Raw genomic sequence first — 16,549 nt, 5'->3', positions numbered from 1 at the left:
GTTTATAATTTATCGAATTTAATGAGCCTAGCCTACCAAGCTTCGAGACGCCCTAACACGGTAAATTCATCTGGCACCTTATCCCCTTTCGGAACTAGTAATACATCTATCGACTTTGTCGTGTGCGGTGGCAGCTCCAATTCAAATCCTACCAGTTGCGTACCCGGATTCGGTACATCATAAGCATGTGGAGGCGTAGTCGGCCAGGTTTTAAGCCTCGCTTCCGGCGCACCTCTTACATATAAAGTCAGCTCCTGATCCTGACTCGACAAGACCATCTGATCCTTCGATAGGTTTTTCACGCGCGCAGGCGTCAGCATTTTCCATTGAATGATTACACTGCTATCCCCACTTTCCACTTCATCTCTTACCTGCACAAATTGATTGTTCACCAGGGCTATTCCCCGTTTTGCAGCACGTAAATCTCGTTTATAAACCGATGTCATCTCCATTACGGCCAAGGCTCCGGATGGTCTCTCAGCAGTACGAATGATCTGCGCGCTCCCTTTCACGTCCTGTTTATGACCGTTAACGGTTAACGTACTATGGGAAAAATTTACATAACGAAAAACATCCCATCGCTGTGAATTTTGTTCCATATTCCATATATCAAGACCCGCAGACTCCAGCGAATTGTATTGCTGCATCCCAAAATCCATCGACCACCGGACCCCTTTAGCATCCATCACAAAAGAACCGATATCCATATGTCCATGACTCAGCCCCGGCGTTCCCGCTTTTAGTCCAACATATAGACCTTCTCCTGAATTGGCAGACGATCTTAACATAGCCACCTCATTTTTTCCTTTACCATACCAAAGCGTTTTTACCGAATCGCCGATCATTTCCGGTTTTAGTCCGTTGGCCCATAGCAGCGCCGCCGGTAGCAGACGGTTTGTTTTTACATTGAATTTAGGTGCCAATAAGTAACGTTTCTCGATGGCGAGTAAGGAAGGATCGTTCAGTTTTCCGGCAAACCAATACATGGCCGGTTGCACCCCCTCTATCACTCCGCAATCACCATAGCTGAAAGGTAATCCTGACGGACCGATCAAGTTTGCATAAAATTGAGCTGTTTGCAAGAAACCTGGTTGTTGGCTTAAGGCAAAGTCTGTATCGAAAGCGGCTTCCAAAGCGCTTATCAGCAAAACATTATACGATGTACCGTAACCCCAGTAGCTATAGCCTTCATTATAAGCACCATCCGGTGCATATTCTGCCATAGAAGATTGCACACTTTTAACGGCCCTATCCACCAGTTTCTGTGCCAGTGCCGGTTCATCTTCCATGATGGCCAAAGCCCCCAAGGTAATGCCACCATTACAAACCTGGTTCCAATTGTTTGTTGCCCGTAGCCACCAGCATTTTTCTTCATCCAAGGCGGGTGTTATTCCTTTCTCCCGAATGGCATTTTTGATAAGCAATTTAGACGAAGTAGGAAGCTTATTGTACATCCAATCATAGCCAATGGCTACGGCTGTTGTCATTTCGGCCACATCCAAAAAATGCGTTGGATTCCAATCACTAAATTGCGACACCGCCAGCAACTCCTGCTCTCCCCGCTTTATATACTTTTCATCACCCGTCATGCGCCAGGCATAAGAAAGGTAAAAAATCCTTCGCAAGGCCTCCCGCGACACTTGCAATAAACGTCGACCAATAAGAGTGCGCTCCACCGGTTTTATCGTCAACATACTATCACATGCCTCCAAAATGCTTTGATGAAGGTTCATCCAGGCAGCATTTTCGTTAACCAACGCGTGTATTTTTGTTTCGCCTCCCGCTAAAAGCAAAATTCGCGGGTGATCCTTTAGCTTATCCGCAGGCTGTTGTCCATAAGCCACATAGTTCAACAGCAGTAGCAGTAACCATGCTCCGCAGAAACTTGTCCATCTACCTCGAACGATTAAATATTTCATAGTACTCCTTTTTTGGCAAGATACCCAGTTAATTATTTTTTCGCCAGTATTTGTTTATACCTGTTCAATGCCTCCACAAAATAATAATCAGCATAAACCAAGGGAACATCTATCTCCACCCCATGCGCAATACTGCCCACACTATGCTTCAAAAGAAAACCACCGTTACTTCCTACCGGCGCCCGATAGATAGGCGATGCCAAGGCATGTAAAATGGTCGATGCTGTTTCGCGATACCTTTCGGCCAAAGCGCCTGTATTCAACGTGCTCAATTCCAGAAAAGCCGCCGCGGCCACCGCCGCAGCCGATACATCACGGTAATTCGTAGGTGTTGCTTTTGCTTTCGATTTAGGCCCCGGTGTGTAACCAAGCTGATTGGCATTGAAATCCCAATAAGGTACCCTATCAGATGGTAAATTCGGGTGATTGATATAGAAATCAGCCATCCCATTGGCGGTAGCTAGAAAACGTGGATCGCCTGTTTCGCGATAAGCCATGGTAAACCCATATATTCCCCAAGCCTGACCCCGTGCCCAGGTGGAGTTGTTCGCATAACCCTGTCCTGTCTCTTTACTTAAAACAGCGCCGTTCTGTGGGTCATAACAAACAATATGATAGCAACTAAAGTCGGGTCGCAGCTGATTCTTCATAACGGTTTCCGCATGCTTAATTGCGATCTGCTTATAACTTGAATCACCGGTAACTTTTGAGGCAAAGAAAAGGAGCTCTAAATTCATCATATTATCGATGATGACGGGAAATTTATAACGGTGTTTACCATCCCAGGAACCAAAACCATTCCATGATTTGATGGAGCCGGTGCTTGCACTGAACCTTGTCGCGAGTGATTTAGCGCCTTGTACCAATACTTCTTTATACTGATTTTTACCTGTTAAACGAAAACCATTACCATAACTGCAATATAACATAAAACCCAGATCGTGATGATCCGTAAAATATTGTAGCTCGCTTAACTTTTCGGTCCAACGGGCGGCATCCTGCTTTAACTGCTCCCGATGATCTCCCTCATAGACGTTCCATAGCAGTCCAGGAAAAAAACCAGAAGTCCATTCATAACGATTGGTCAGTTTCAAGGTACCATCTTTCTCCAATGTACGCGGATAAAGCGTATCCACCTTGTTAGCCGCCTTTAGCAATACGTCAGATTGTGCATTAGCATAAGCTAAATTCTGCTCCACAAAATCCAGTTCATCTTTATTGTCACGAAACGAAAAGCCAAGAAATCCTACGAGGCCAATAATAAGTACACTTTGTTTTAAGTTTATCATAAATTTATTATCCAATTAATCTATTTATCTGATATGCATGCGGATACTTTTCGAAACCTTGGTTTCTCGCTCAACATCAACGCTACCTCCTGTAAATATGGCTTCAAACACCCCTTTACTGCGGTACAGATAACTAAAGATCGAGCCATTGATATTTTCATCCGCGCCTTTAATCGCCGTACCGATATCTGGCGTCACCTTCCGCAGATTAATAGGCCCAATGAATACCCACGCTTCTGCCGAATCCGTTGCCCAAGCCGTCGACGTGGCGCCAGTAATCACGAGCTGACTGGAAGAAATTGCCCACTGATAGGTGTTTTGAATTGTATAGCCAGCAAAACCCGGACTAAAAGAGCTTACCCCATAATTCATGAAAGGTGCAGTAGAAGTATTCATATTCGCTATTGTGTAGGCAGTACCATCTTCGAGTTTATTCTTTAGCAAGAATGAGTTGATGGTCCATTTATCCTGCACACTGCCCGCCGCCACTTGGTATTGGAAAGCGATAAAGATCGGCTTGGCAGCAGCCGCATAATCAGACAGATCAATATCTCCCGAATTGATGTCCTTCTCCCCTTCCGAAGCCCATAAGGCCCTATCCGAAATATCATCCCAAGCAGCAGCACTCAAGTTCCTTAAGGTAGCGGCCGTATCACCCTTTACTACCCCATTAAAATCGCTCGACACCCTAAGTTTCAGCGATTGCACCTGCGTACCATTTTCACGGGCGGTTCGAAAAGTCAGTATTGCTTGGCCAGCTGCTTCTACCCGATCTTTAAACACATAGCGATGCCCTACCTCACCCGAATAGAATGTCAGTACATCAGGGTTGGCCCCCAGTTGAAAGCGAGCAGTATCCCCCAGGGAAAGATCCGCATTTTCTACCGCAACGGTAAAGTCTGTAGCGCCCAAACTCAAGTCCTTTTTACAAGCGCAGGTAAGTACAGCTGCACATAACAATAATCTATATATATTCATGATGCTTTTATGTTTATGCCTTACCATCCCGGATTTTGTTTAATTGCTTTATTGACATTAATTTCAAGTGCCGGTATCGGTAGCAACAGATACCTCGGTGAGGAGATCGCCGTATTATACCCCAGTACCCATCGCGACTTGTTGGTCGTACTGGCATTCGATGTCATAATTTCCTCTGCTGTTGCCGATAATACATCCGTAAATGTTCCCCAGCGGATAAGATCCGGTTTACGAAGCGCTTCAAAACAAAGCTCACGCGCACGTTCATCCATAATAAGCTGACGAAAATCACTTTGTGCAAGTCCGGGTGCGGCATCGGCCAGCTCGCTATACGCCTGCACGGGTAGTCCATAGCCCCTCCTTCTCACCTGATTGATCGCCTCATAAGCGATAGCCGTAGGCCCGTTCACTTCATTTTCTGCCTCCGCTAGCATCAGTAGCACATCAGCATAACGTAAAATCGGAAAATTCTGACCCGTTCGATATTGTTGTTTAATAAACGAATTGGGTTCAAAATAGCGTCGCCATTTACCACTCTCCCGATTGATGATATTATTCGCAGGTTGTGGCACCCGCACGGCGGTCGTTTGTGTACTTTCAAAAGTAAAAGGAGTAATCGCCCAATCTCTTCGCAAATCCCCTTCACCATACAGATTATATAATTTTATGGTTGTACGGATGCCTCCAGAAGCATAACCTGTATCCACATTGACACAAGAAATCTGATAAGTACCCAGTCGTCCTCCCTCCGCATAGGCCGAATTACCCTCATTCATATTAAAATCGGCCTCCCAAAGGCACTCGCCTATATCATACTTATCTTGGGCATGATTAATAAAAATCTGGCTGTAAGCCGAATTGGTTAAGCCGGTATCATAGCTTTCGAGCAAGCGATGTTCGCCCGATTCTACCACCTTTTTTGCCCATTCCAACGCTTCCCCGTATTTCGTCTCGTCCTTTAGCGGATAACCCGCCATATATAGGCACACCCTAGCTAATATGCCCTGTACCGTTGTTTGTGAGACATGACTGGCATTTCCGATCTCCGTTGCTTTCAGAACCTTTGTTTCCGCCTCCCTCATGTCCTGCAACAATTGTTCATACACCTCCTTAGCAGGTGTAGCGGGGATATCTACCGAGCTCACGTTCGTGGTGGAGGCCATTTTTAAAGGCACCGCACCGAAATTGCTGACCAGCAAAAAGTGATAGTACGCCCGTAAAAACAGGGCCTCACCCGCTATCGCCTGTCGTTTCCGTTCATCCATCGCTGGTTTGTCGATATGTTCCAGTAATAAATTTGCGCGCTCGATTCCTTTGTAGCATTCTTGCCAAAGGCCGCCAACAAAAGGATTGGTATAGTCATATTGATAGAACATCGGTGCTGAGAACGAATTCGAGCTATTTGGGTAAAACGATTCGTCGGTACAATCCCCAAACTGAAACCACAAGCCACTCGCGTAAAGGTACTCGGAGCCCAGCGGGTCATACACACCCGCCAATGCAAAATTCAGATCATTCTCACTATTGTAATAATTTTCGGGCTGCACAAAATCACTTGGTTCTTTATCCAGAATTTTTTGGCAGGAAGAAAGGAAAATGCCCAATAGTCCAAGGGCATAAACATATATAGCTAATCTTTTCATCATCAGTAGGTTTAGAGCGTTAGATTTAATCCGAATGTTATAATCTTTGGTCTTGGGTAAGCCGAGTAATCCACACCGGGTGTCAGCACCGAATTGAATATGCTTACCTCCGGATCTACCCCGGAGTAGCTGGTCCACGTCAAGAGATTCTGTGCCGAACAATAGATTTTAAGCGTTTTAAAATGCAGTCGTTGTACAAGTTCAGCAGGAAAAGTATAACCGAGCTGTACCGTTTTGAGGCGAAGATAAGAACCATCTTCAATCACCCTTGAATTGGTTCCCGTTGGGGTGGATGGCCCTGCCCCACCAAAACCACCCCGGTGATTTAAGGAGCTTGTGTTTTCTGGCGACCATCGGTCTTGATAACTGGCATATTGGTTTAAGTTCGATCGCCCCAGAATATTGCCTTCAAAAATATACCGATTGGCATTGAGAATATCATTACCATAAGACCATTGAAAAAAGAGATTCAGGTCAAAATTCTTATACCTAAAGTTATTATTAAAACCACCCGTATGAATGGGTAAGCCACGACCAATCATGGCGTAATCTTTCGCATCGATGGCCAAATCGCCATTGATATCTTTGAATTTGATATCGCCCGGTTGTATGGCATTTCTGGCATTGCCATTCGTCGGTATATGATCTTTCAGCACATAATTTCCGGTAGTCGAAACATCAAAATCATTGTATTGATACAAGCCATCCCAAATATAGCCGTACATCATACCTAGTTGGTTACCGACCTTTGAAATAAAAGAAGGAATCGTTCTGAAATAACCATCAAAAGGTGCAGCAGAAAGAATTGCTTCCTGGTTCTCCGTCAACTGCAGAATTTCGCTTTTGTTGAAAGAAATGTTAAAGCTCGACTCCCAGCTAAAATCCGCATGCTTAATATTAACCGTACTTAAGGTAAGTTCCAAACCTTGGTTTCGCACCTTACCAATGTTTCGGTTCGCAGTCGCATAACCCAGTGATAAGGGAATATTGGCATTCAATAACAAATCACGTGTTGTTTTCCGATAGATATCAGCCGTTAAACTGATCCGGTTGGCAAAAAAACCTAAATCCAGACCAATATCTGCCTGCTCAGTGGTTTCCCACTTCAATTCCCTATTCCCTACCCGCTCCGGAATTGCTCCCGATACCGTTCCATTTCCGAAAGGATAACCTTGTGGATTGAAAGCCAAGGCAATAACCGATAGGTAATCAAATTCACCGATACGATTATTTCCCGTTAAGCCATAACTAGTTCTTAACTTTCCTTCCGAGATAAAATCAATATTTTTAAAGAATTTCTCTTCATTGAACTTCCAAGCGAAAGCACCTGAAGGGAAGTAACCCCAACGATTGCCTTTTGCAAATTTGGAAGATCCATCCGCCCGATAGGATAAGGTGAGTAAATATTTATTTCGATACTTATAGTCTACACGCCCTAAAAAAGACATCAAGCCCCAAGAAGCAGAAAGCGCTCGCACAGTTTGGGGCGTACCCTCATCCAATCCATTCACCCCCAATTGGGCGTTCGGAAGTTTGGTAGCAGCACTGCCATGACTCGAGGAACTTCTCCCCGATTCCGTCACCCCTCCTACAATCGTAAGGTGATGATCCCGTTCAAACGTATGATCATAAGTAAGCGTATTTTCATTGATCCAGGTGGTATTCTCGCTAAAATACACTGCCCCGTTTACCCCATTTACAGAACCTTGCAAGGTACGCGGGTTACCATAAACTGTTAAGGTATCATTGAACTGGTTATTTCTTGAAACGGTTGTATTGATCCCTCCCGTTATCTTTAAACGCAAATCAGGATTGATATCATACGTCAGGTAACTATTCACAATGGTATTATGTCCCATTGTTTCCCGAAGCATGTGTTCCTGATTTAGTATGGGGTTAACACGCATATCAACCGTTGGGTCAATAAATTGGTCGAACAGTTCATCGCTTAAATCCGTACTACCATCCATTGAAAAATTACGGTATCCATAAACACTGAACAGCGTGTAAGCCGAAGCACTATTACTCGCAGGAGCGGAGGGTGACATACCATTTTGTTTGTTATAAGCATAGTTTACATAAACGCCGCCTTTTAATTTTTTACCGAAGTTTTGATCCAAGGAAATGGAGCCTTGATATCTTTTATAAGCCGAATTGATCATAATACCGTCTTGCCCCAGTACGTTACCCGATACATAGTATTTCGTAGCCTCGTTTCCCCCACGAATAGCAAGCGAGGTATTATGCATACCTGCTGTACGGAAAAGCTGATCTTGCCAATCGATCGCCGGCACCCCTTTATAAAAATCCAAGTTTTTGCCATCTGCAAGATAAATCGTCGCCGCATCCGACGGATTGCGTTCCAACTGATAGCGTACAAATTCATAGGGGCTCATTAATTCCATGCGGTTCACATCCTTCTGAATACCATAGCTAGTGCTAAGTGTAATCGTAGGAGCTCCCATAGCACCTCGCTTGGTGGTAATCATGATGACCCCATTTGCTCCACGCGAGCCGTAAATAGCGGTTGCAGAAGCATCCTTCAATACCTCCAATGACGCAATATCCTGTGGATTGATAAAATTATTGTTGGGATCTTCAATCGGGAAACCATCAATAACGTAGAGTGGTGCGTTGTCTTGTGTAACGGAATTCGCTCCACGTACGGTTATATTAACGGCCGAACCGGGTTGTCCATCTACGGAGGACACGTTTACACCTGCTACACGCCCTGCCAATGCTTCATCGAAAGATCGAACCGGTGCTTTCTGCATACTCTCTACTGATGCACTAGCTACCGCACCCGTCACATCTGCCCGTGTAGTAGTGCCATAACCGATCACCATCACTTCTTCCAGATCGTTTACTTTATTTCGCATCGTGACGGTGTATTTTTGCTGTTCACTCAAGGTTAGCTCCCGTGTTTCATAACCCACTCCGGAAAAGAGTAGCACGTCTCCTACTTTCGCCCGAATCGTGAAATTTCCCGTAATATTTGTTTGTACGCGGTTAGCGGTTCCCTTCACCTGCACGGTAAGCATCGGGATGGGTCGTCCATCCGAATCTAATACCAGCCCACCCACAGACACCTGTGCAAGTACAGTAAAAGAAAGGTTAATAAGCCATAAGGTGATGGCCATTTTCTTTAAGATCCGTATTATACGGTTTCGTAAGTTGATTAATTTTGGCATAAATGGTTAGTTTATTAGCGGTATTCAATGCAATCTTCAAGCGTGCATTTTTTTCGCTAGGCAAAACTGGATTTTTTAAGGGGAAACAGGGGGTGAAAAAATCGAATATTTAGGGCACTTTTTTAAAATATTGCCTATTTTAAAGAAAATAACTACCTTGATGGGTCGACCGTTATCCCATTGGCTAATCGTACCAATGCTTAGATTATGAAACAGAGATGAAATTATTAGTAAGCTATATAGGTTTTTTTTTCTTTACCTTTTGTTCCAGCTATTGCCAGGAAATCCGATTTACCAATGTGAGTATTGAAGACGGATTATCTCAAAGCGGCGTGTTATCCATTGCACAGGATAAACGAGGCTTTTTATGGTTTGGTACACGTGCCGGTCTCAATCGATATGACGCACATCGCTTTAACATCTACAAAAACGACCCGCACGATCCACATTCACTATCAGACAATTACATTACCGCTTTACTCTGCGATCGAAAGGGACATCTCTGGGTTGGTACTGGAAAGGGACTCAACCTCTACGACGAGACAAATGACAAATTTCAGCCGATCACCTTACCCGTGCCGAATAAATACACACAAACTGCTTTCTATATAACTTGCCTCAGTGAAGACGCACGCGGACAACTATGGATAGGTACCAAAGAGGCGCTTTATCTTTATAGCAAAATCGAAGGAATGCCCTCCATTCGCCGTATTCAGCTATCGAACGAAAAAAACTATATCCGAGCACTCTTTTCCGATAAAAAGGGAATTACGTGGGTAGCACTTGCCAATGGCATCACCCGCCTGCAGCCACTAAATAAAAATGCATTCCACAGATTACCACTCGATCATGGGCTGATCGATACATACCAAATCAGTAGCATCGTTGAAGATGATCTAGGTGATATCTGGTTAGGCAGCTCGACAGGCGGTCTTTTTCGATACCACGCAGCAAAGAGCAAAATAGAACCGTTCAATCTGTTAAAAAAAACGGGCAACAACTTGCTCAGCAATAATATCCGAAAGCTCTTACTCGATGCCAATAACCAACTCTGGATTGCGACTCAAGAAGGTCTATCCCTTTTGGACAGCACACGCATGCATCTTTCAAACTGCGCAAATGAACCTTGGAATCCGGAAAGCTTAAGTCAAAACTCCGTACATAGTCTATTTCAGGATAGAGCCGGAACGGTCTGGGCAGGAACCTTTTTCGGGGGTGTGAACGCCTATCATATCTATCAAACACCCTTTTATGTGTATAATAACCGTACATTTCGTAATGGTCTTAGTGACAATGTAATTAGTTCCATTGTAGAAGACGAGTGGCAAAACCTGTGGATAGGTACCGAAGGTGGCGGGCTTAACTATTGGCAAAGAGCAAACAAGCAATTTACGCACTATACTCATAAGCAAAGCGATGCACGAAGTTTGGGTTCAAATTTGGTTAAGATTGTTTATCGCGACCGGAATAAACGCATCTGGGTTGGTACACATGGTGGCGGTCTGAACGTGTTCAACCCAGACTCAAAGAACTTTAGCCGTTTTATGTGGAAAGATCATGCCACCATAGGTTCTGAGATCACTTCCCTTCTTCACGACCGTAATGGGCAATTTTGGGTAGGTACCGAAACCGCCGGCATACAACTTTTCAAATTACAAGACACCTCCTTAATTCCGCTCACGAAGCACCCTATTATAGGCGCCACGCAGCGACAAGCGATTCTTTCAATTTTCGAAAGCACTGGCGGACAAATTTGGATAGGCGGCCCCAATTTGTTCAAGATTGTTCGGGGAAATAACATACAAATGCCTCACCTATGGGCCAAGGATACCCCCTTCTGTATCAATAGTTTTTTTCAAGATGCGACGGGAAACGTCTGGTTGGCAACAACCGACCATGGCCTTATACAATGTGACAGGCAAGGAAATATAAAAGCAGCCTTTACCAAACGTGACGGGCTCAGCAGCAATCATGTTCTCGGCGTACTCGCCGAGAACAATCAGCTTTTATGGATCAGCACGGCTAATGGCCTTTCGCGATTTGATCTCCAGAAGAAAACGTTTAATACCTATAATGAATCCGATGGCTTGGCAGGTAATGTATTCAATAACAACGCTTATTTCAAAACAAAATCGGGTGAGCTTTTCTTTGGCGGATACAAGGGATTGACCGCTTTTATTCCCGGCCATATCAGCGTAAATAAAAATGCCCCGGCAACCTATATCACCTCGTTCAGGATTCTGGGCGACGAAGCAAATACGCAAAAGAAAAATCAAGCAATCTACCGGGAATTGCAAAAAAAGGAAGTGACCTTAACCTATAATCAGAATACTTTTGCTGCACAGATAGCAGCATTAAATTACGTTAAACCTGAAAAGAATCGCTACCAATATCAATTAGCTGGATACGACAAAGCATGGCGGTTTACAGATATACCTTCCATTACCTATAGTAACCTGAACCCGGGTAATTACACGCTTCATGTCAAGGCAGGCAATAATGACAACATTTGGAGTAAAGACACCTATCTGCATATTCGTATACTCCCCCCTATATGGAAGACCCCCTATGCGTATTGTTTGTATGTTTTAGGTATTGCAGGCTTGATTTTTCTAGTCATCAGACATTTCTTTTTAAAGGCTCTTTTGCGAAAAAATCAAGAAGTAACCCAATTTAAACTGAACTTCTTCACCCATATTTCGCATGAAATCCGGACACATCTAACGCTCATCACCGGCCCTACGGAAGATCTCATCGATCGGCAAGCTAGCAGTCCAATCGAGCTCGAGAAATTGAATGTGATAAAAAACAACTCCGATAGCCTCCTAAAGTTAGTCAACGAGCTGCTGGATTTTCGAAAGATTGAGGTCGGCATGCAACCTTTAAAAGTATCCAATTACAATCTTATCGCTTTCATCCGCTTAGTAATCAGTGCCTTTGACAGCCATAACAAAAACAATCCGATAGAGTTTATTTACCGCGAAGCTCCCCTATTTCTTTATTTTGATAAAGAACAACTCGAGAAAGTATTAATGAATCTGATTGCAAACGCCATTAAATTTTCAGAACCCGGGGAGGTAATTGAAATAAGCATAGTTGAAGAATCAACAGATGTACACCTAATTGTCAGCAATATTGGAAAAGGAATACCAGCATCTAATCTTGATAAAATATTTGCCCCTTATTTTCAGGATACAAGTTTATCCACGCATGGTGGTTCGGGTATTGGCTTAGCGCTTTCTAAAAGTATCATCGATTTACACCATGGCAGCATATCTGCCAGCAGCGAAACGTTAGCTCATCGTGCTGACAGCAAAATAACCTTCCATATCACATTATTAAAAGGACATAAGCACTTTTCTTCATCAGAACTCTATTTATCCGATACCGAAAATATTATCAATCCTCCAACACTGGTGTCAAACATCAACATGGCCGGGCCCCTTCCTTCTAATCAAGTTTATGATTCGGCAAAGCAGCAGCTTTTGTTGGTGGAAGACAATGCCGCCATGCGTGGTTACCTCGTTTCTATTCTCGAAGAGGATTACCATATTATCACTTCTCAAACCGGCCTGGAAGGACTGCAACAAGCCTTTGATCACCTGCCGGACATTATTATAAGCGATGTGATGATGCCGGAAATGGATGGTTTCGCTTTCTGTGAACGCATGAAGACCGACCCACGCACCAGCCATATTCCCCTGATACTATTGACCGCAAAAAGTGCCACCATACATCAGATAACTGGATTGCAAACGGGTGCAGATGCGTATATCTCCAAACCTTTCAGTCCGCAAATATTACGCCTACAGCTTCATAACCTGCTAAAAACACGTCAGCTTCTCCAAGAGCGATATCAAAACCTCTTAAAGACAAATCACGAAACAAACGATGCTTCCACATCGATGATGAACCAGGAGCTTGATAATAAGATGCATCCTTTAGATGCTGCTTTTCTGAAAAAACTAAGTACCTTAACACGAGATCATCTTGATCATCCTGCATTCGGTGTCGCCTGGCTTGCCGACGAAATCGGTATGAGCCAGCCCGTATTGTTCAAAAAAATCAAGGCCATTACCGGGTTGTCTGCCAATGATTTTGTCAAATCACAACGTATGATCAAAGCCTCTGAACTCTTAAAAGAAAATCGGTATACAGTTTATGAAATTGCCTTTATGATTGGCTATGATAACAGTAAATATTTCAGTCGCGAGTTTAAAAAATGGTACGGAGAAACTCCCTCAGAATATGCCAAGGTAAAAGAATAAATCAGAAACCCTTATTTATTATATCGTTAGCAGGCCATTATTTACCCCTCTGAGCTTACATTCCCTGGTTGACTTTTATACATATCAATAAATACTTGCATCAGCTTAGATGGACGCCGGTTACTACGTGAGATCAAGACCGTCGTCATCGTTCCGAGCGACTTGCTTAACGAAAAGGTTTTAATATTTCTTGAAGCATAAAAAGCCGTAATTATTTGCTGAGGCAAGATACTGATACCCAGGCCTGACTCCACGAAATTTATAATACCCTCGATGGAATTCACCACAATAGGCTTATACTGCACAATCCCCTTTGCACTTAACAGCGATTCCAATCGTTCCCGGAAAACACAACCCTGATCAAACACAATGATCTTAGGAGCCGTTTGCCGGTTTAATGTAGATGATAAAGAAGCAGCATTCCCATGTGTCAGGATAACCAGTTGCTCTTCATTGATGGGTTCCTGCTGTAGACCAGCAATACTGATAGGACCGGTAACAAAAGCAGCATCCAGCTTATAGTCCAGCACATCCTGCACCAGCTCGGGCCGCATAGCAGATTTAAATTCCAATTCAACATGCGGGTAAGCGGCACCAAAATCATGGAGAATCTGCGGAACCCGGAGCGCCATAGTTGTTTCAATACATCCGATTTTTAGCGATCCGGCCAAGACATCAATGTTTTTGATTTCGTTTTTCGCTTCCTCCAGCAGGTGCGAAATTTGTTTAGAATAATGCATAAGCACTTCGCCAGCTGGAGTTAGTGACACCCGCTTCGCATTTCGCTCAAAAAGTGAGGCGCCAAATTCTTCCTCCAGACTGCGAATGCGTGCTGTTACATTCGATTGCACCGTAAACATGGCTTCTGCCGCCCGTGTAAAATTGCTATGCAAGGCCACCGCTTCAAATATTCTCAAATCGTTGCTATTCATAAATCATAAATAGTGATTTATAATATCATTATAAATCGTTTTTAATAATCAAATATCTGAAATAATTTTGAACAGACAAAACAATAAAAAATGGAAACAAATTCGATTCATTACCATACATTAAATGCCAATGGCATCAATATCTTTTATCGCGAGGCCGGTCCTATAGAAGCGCCAACCATCTTATTGTTGCACGGTTATCCAACCTCATCACACATGTTTCGTAATCTCATTCCGATCTTAAGTACGGAATACCATATCATTGCACCGGATCTTCCTGGCTTTGGTTATTCCGATGCTCCCAGCAGGGCCGAATTTACTTACACCTTTGACAACTTAGCTAGAACAATGCAGTCATTCATCGATACCTTAGGTCTCAAAAGATTTGCGATCTATGTATTTGATTATGGCGCACCCACCGGTTATCGTTTAGCACTTGCCAACCCTGAAAAAATTACAGGTATTATTTCGCAAAATGGCAATGCCTACGTAGAAGGTTTGGGTTCGGACTGGGGCCCCATCCAAAAGTACTGGAAAGAAGACACCCAAGAAAATAGGAACGCACTCAGGGGATTTGTTACGCTGGAGGGAACGAAGTTTCAGTATTTCAGCGGTGTGTCCGATAGTACGTTAATTGCCCCTGAATCGTACACCCTCGACCAGCATTTTCTTGACCGCCCAGCATCTGATGAAATACAGCTTGATCTCTTAAGAGATTATAAAAGTAATGTCGCCCTATATCCACAGTTCCAGGAATATTTCAGAATTCATCAACCAAAGCTTTTAGCCGTTTGGGGTAACAAAGATCCTTTCTTTTTACCTCCCGGTGCAGAAGCTTACAAAAAAGATATCCCCGATGCCATCGTGAAATTTTACGATACGGGTCATTTTGCGCTGGAAACCCATGTGAGCGAGATCGGTACAGACATTCTGGCCTTTATGGAGACCCTGCCCCAATAATTGATACAAGACATCCATTTCTTAAATTTATATCTATGGAACCAAAACACCCCTTGCCTCCGTTTACTTACGAGAGTGCCCTTCAAAAAGTACAACTGGCAGAAGATGCCTGGAACACACGAGACCCTGAAGAGGTAAGCCTTGCCTACACCATCGATACCGAATGGCGCAATCGAACGGAATTTATTAATGGACGCGAAGAAGTAAAAAAATTTCTCGGCAAAAAGTGGGAAAGAGAGCTGAACTATAAGCTTAAAAAAGAGCTTTGGAGCTTTCATGAAAACCATATTGCCGTACGTTTTGAATACGAATGGCATGACGCAGCGGAACAATGGTACCGAAGTTACGGAAATGAAATGTGGGAATTCGATGAATATGGGCTAATGCGAAAACGATATGCCAGCATCAACGATATGAAAATTAACGCCTCAGAACGGTATCTCTAAGGTATTTCGCTATATCAGTTGAAAGACTGTCGAAACTCCAGGGGACTTTGTTTGGTCTTTGCTTTAAACAATTTACTGAAAGATTGTGCATGTTCAAAGCCTAATGCATAAGCGATTTCACTGACAGACAAATGAGTGGTAGATAGTCTTTCTTTCGCTTTTTCAATCAGTCTATCATGGATGTGCTGCTGTGTAGTCTGACCGGTTAGTTGTTTCAGCAAATTACTCAAATATTTGGTTGAAATATGTAGCGTATCTGCCATGTATTGAACGGTGGGCAGTCCTTTTGAAAGTAGATCTTCATTATTGAAATAATCCGTCAATGCATCTTCCAAACGACCTAAAATTTTGTGATTGGTGATTTTTCGGGTAATAAATTGCCTTTCGTAAAACCGTTCTGCATACGTAAATAACAATTCTAACTGAGCGATGATAACATCTTGACTAAATTTATCAATATTCGCCTGATATTCCTGCTTGATATGATCAATAATACCGTTGATAAGAGTTTCTTCCTTATCAGAAAGAAACAAGGCTTCGTTGGTAGCGTAACCAAAGTATTCGTACTGCTTTATTTTTTTGGCGAGCGGTGTATTCCATAAAAAATCGGGATGGATAAATAACATCCAACCTTCAAGATTTGGCGGGATCCCCCCCTCCTCACCCCGCAATATTTGTCCGGGTGACATAAAAGCCATCAAGCCCTCATCAAAATCGTATTTCTGCTGCCCATAAAGAAGATTGTTACAGCCCCTTTTCAGTGAAACGACATAAAAGTCAAAGATTACCGCATTGATATCCGAATGATTTTTGAATTTAGCTACATCCACTAGGCTGATAAGCGGATGGTGCGGCTTTTCGAGTCCGGCCAATCGATGCCCTTCTGTAATTGATTTTATTCTATATGGTGTTGCATTGGTCAT

Annotated in this window: 10 protein-coding genes; 3 read left to right on the top strand and 7 right to left on the bottom strand. The window is 43.4% G+C overall.

Annotated elements, in window-relative coordinates; translation table 11 throughout:
• Window positions 1-32: 32 nt before the first annotated feature.
• Genes BMY50_RS01160 through BMY50_RS01140 form a run of 5 tightly spaced genes read right to left on the bottom strand, consistent with a single transcriptional unit; the run spans window position 33 to window position 9,020 of the window.
• Complete coding sequence (locus BMY50_RS01160; RefSeq protein WP_093317031.1) at window positions 33-1,919, bottom strand: heparinase II/III domain-containing protein; 1,887 nt, start codon at window positions 1,917-1,919, stop codon at window positions 33-35.
• Window positions 1,920-1,951: 32 nt separating this feature from the next.
• Window positions 1,952-3,208 carry a glycoside hydrolase family 88 protein gene (locus tag BMY50_RS01155; RefSeq protein WP_093317028.1) on the bottom strand — a complete coding sequence of 419 codons (1,257 nt, stop codon included), beginning with the start codon at window positions 3,206-3,208 and terminating at the stop codon, window positions 1,952-1,954.
• Window positions 3,209-3,232: 24 nt separating this feature from the next.
• The gene (locus BMY50_RS01150; RefSeq protein WP_162276503.1) at window positions 3,233-4,186 is read right to left on the bottom strand and encodes a DUF5017 domain-containing protein; all 954 of its coding nucleotides are present in this window, start codon (window positions 4,184-4,186) and stop codon (window positions 3,233-3,235) included.
• A gap of 20 nt (window positions 4,187-4,206) precedes the next feature.
• The gene (locus tag BMY50_RS01145; RefSeq protein ID WP_238383634.1) at window positions 4,207-5,832 is read right to left on the bottom strand and encodes a RagB/SusD family nutrient uptake outer membrane protein; all 1,626 of its coding nucleotides are present in this window, start codon (window positions 5,830-5,832) and stop codon (window positions 4,207-4,209) included.
• An 8-nt stretch (window positions 5,833-5,840) separates the two neighbouring features.
• On the bottom strand, window positions 5,841-9,020 hold the full coding sequence (locus BMY50_RS01140; RefSeq protein ID WP_238383633.1) for a SusC/RagA family TonB-linked outer membrane protein: 3,180 nt from the start codon (window positions 9,018-9,020) through the stop codon (window positions 5,841-5,843).
• Between the two features lie 218 nt (window positions 9,021-9,238).
• Here BMY50_RS01140 and BMY50_RS01135 point away from each other — a divergent pair, with 218 nt between their 5' ends.
• Entirely contained in the window at window positions 9,239-13,288 is a 4,050-nt protein-coding gene (locus BMY50_RS01135; protein WP_093317019.1) for a hybrid sensor histidine kinase/response regulator transcription factor, read from the top strand.
• Between the two features lie 41 nt (window positions 13,289-13,329).
• On the opposite strand, the gene BMY50_RS01130 is transcribed toward BMY50_RS01135, so the two are convergent.
• Complete coding sequence (locus BMY50_RS01130; RefSeq protein WP_093317014.1) at window positions 13,330-14,220, bottom strand: LysR family transcriptional regulator; 891 nt, start codon at window positions 14,218-14,220, stop codon at window positions 13,330-13,332.
• Window positions 14,221-14,310: 90 nt separating this feature from the next.
• Here BMY50_RS01130 and BMY50_RS01125 point away from each other — a divergent pair, with 90 nt between their 5' ends.
• Together BMY50_RS01125 and BMY50_RS01120 are read left to right on the top strand one after the other, a co-directional pair.
• A complete protein-coding gene (locus BMY50_RS01125; RefSeq protein ID WP_093317010.1) occupies window positions 14,311-15,180 on the top strand; it encodes an alpha/beta fold hydrolase in 870 nt (289 codons plus the stop codon).
• Between the two features lie 35 nt (window positions 15,181-15,215).
• On the top strand, window positions 15,216-15,626 hold the full coding sequence (locus tag BMY50_RS01120; RefSeq protein WP_093317007.1) for a nuclear transport factor 2 family protein: 411 nt from the start codon (window positions 15,216-15,218) through the stop codon (window positions 15,624-15,626).
• 14 nt (window positions 15,627-15,640) lie between these two features.
• Here the strand turns inward: BMY50_RS01120 and BMY50_RS01115 are convergent, their stop codons facing one another.
• Window positions 15,641-16,549, bottom strand: a complete 909-nt coding sequence (locus BMY50_RS01115; RefSeq protein WP_093317004.1) for a helix-turn-helix domain-containing protein — start codon at window positions 16,547-16,549, stop codon at window positions 15,641-15,643.

The organism is Olivibacter domesticus (assembly GCF_900109575.1).
GTDB lineage: Bacteria > Bacteroidota > Bacteroidia > Sphingobacteriales > Sphingobacteriaceae > Olivibacter > Olivibacter domesticus.
Note: the sequence above shows the minus strand (reverse complement) of the source record. Positions and strands in the feature narration are given on the sequence as shown.

Excerpts from the sequence above, each read along its gene's own strand:
- BMY50_RS01160 (WP_093317031.1), bottom strand. The coding sequence starts at position 1,919 with ATGAAATATTTAATCGTTCGAGGTAGATGGACAAGTTTCTGCGGAGCA.
- BMY50_RS01155 (WP_093317028.1), bottom strand. The coding sequence starts at position 3,208 with ATGATAAACTTAAAACAAAGTGTACTTATTATTGGCCTCGTAGGATTT.
- BMY50_RS01150 (WP_162276503.1), bottom strand. The coding sequence starts at position 4,186 with ATGAATATATATAGATTATTGTTATGTGCAGCTGTACTTACCTGCGCT.
- BMY50_RS01145 (WP_238383634.1), bottom strand. The coding sequence starts at position 5,832 with ATGATGAAAAGATTAGCTATATATGTTTATGCCCTTGGACTATTGGGC.
- BMY50_RS01140 (WP_238383633.1), bottom strand. The coding sequence starts at position 9,020 with ATGCCAAAATTAATCAACTTACGAAACCGTATAATACGGATCTTAAAG.
- BMY50_RS01135 (WP_093317019.1), top strand. The coding sequence starts at position 9,239 with ATGAAATTATTAGTAAGCTATATAGGTTTTTTTTTCTTTACCTTTTGT.
- BMY50_RS01130 (WP_093317014.1), bottom strand. The coding sequence starts at position 14,220 with ATGAATAGCAACGATTTGAGAATATTTGAAGCGGTGGCCTTGCATAGC.
- BMY50_RS01125 (WP_093317010.1), top strand. The coding sequence starts at position 14,311 with ATGGAAACAAATTCGATTCATTACCATACATTAAATGCCAATGGCATC.
- BMY50_RS01120 (WP_093317007.1), top strand. The coding sequence starts at position 15,216 with ATGGAACCAAAACACCCCTTGCCTCCGTTTACTTACGAGAGTGCCCTT.
- BMY50_RS01115 (WP_093317004.1), bottom strand. The coding sequence starts at position 16,549 with ATGACCAATGCAACACCATATAGAATAAAATCAATTACAGAAGGGCAT.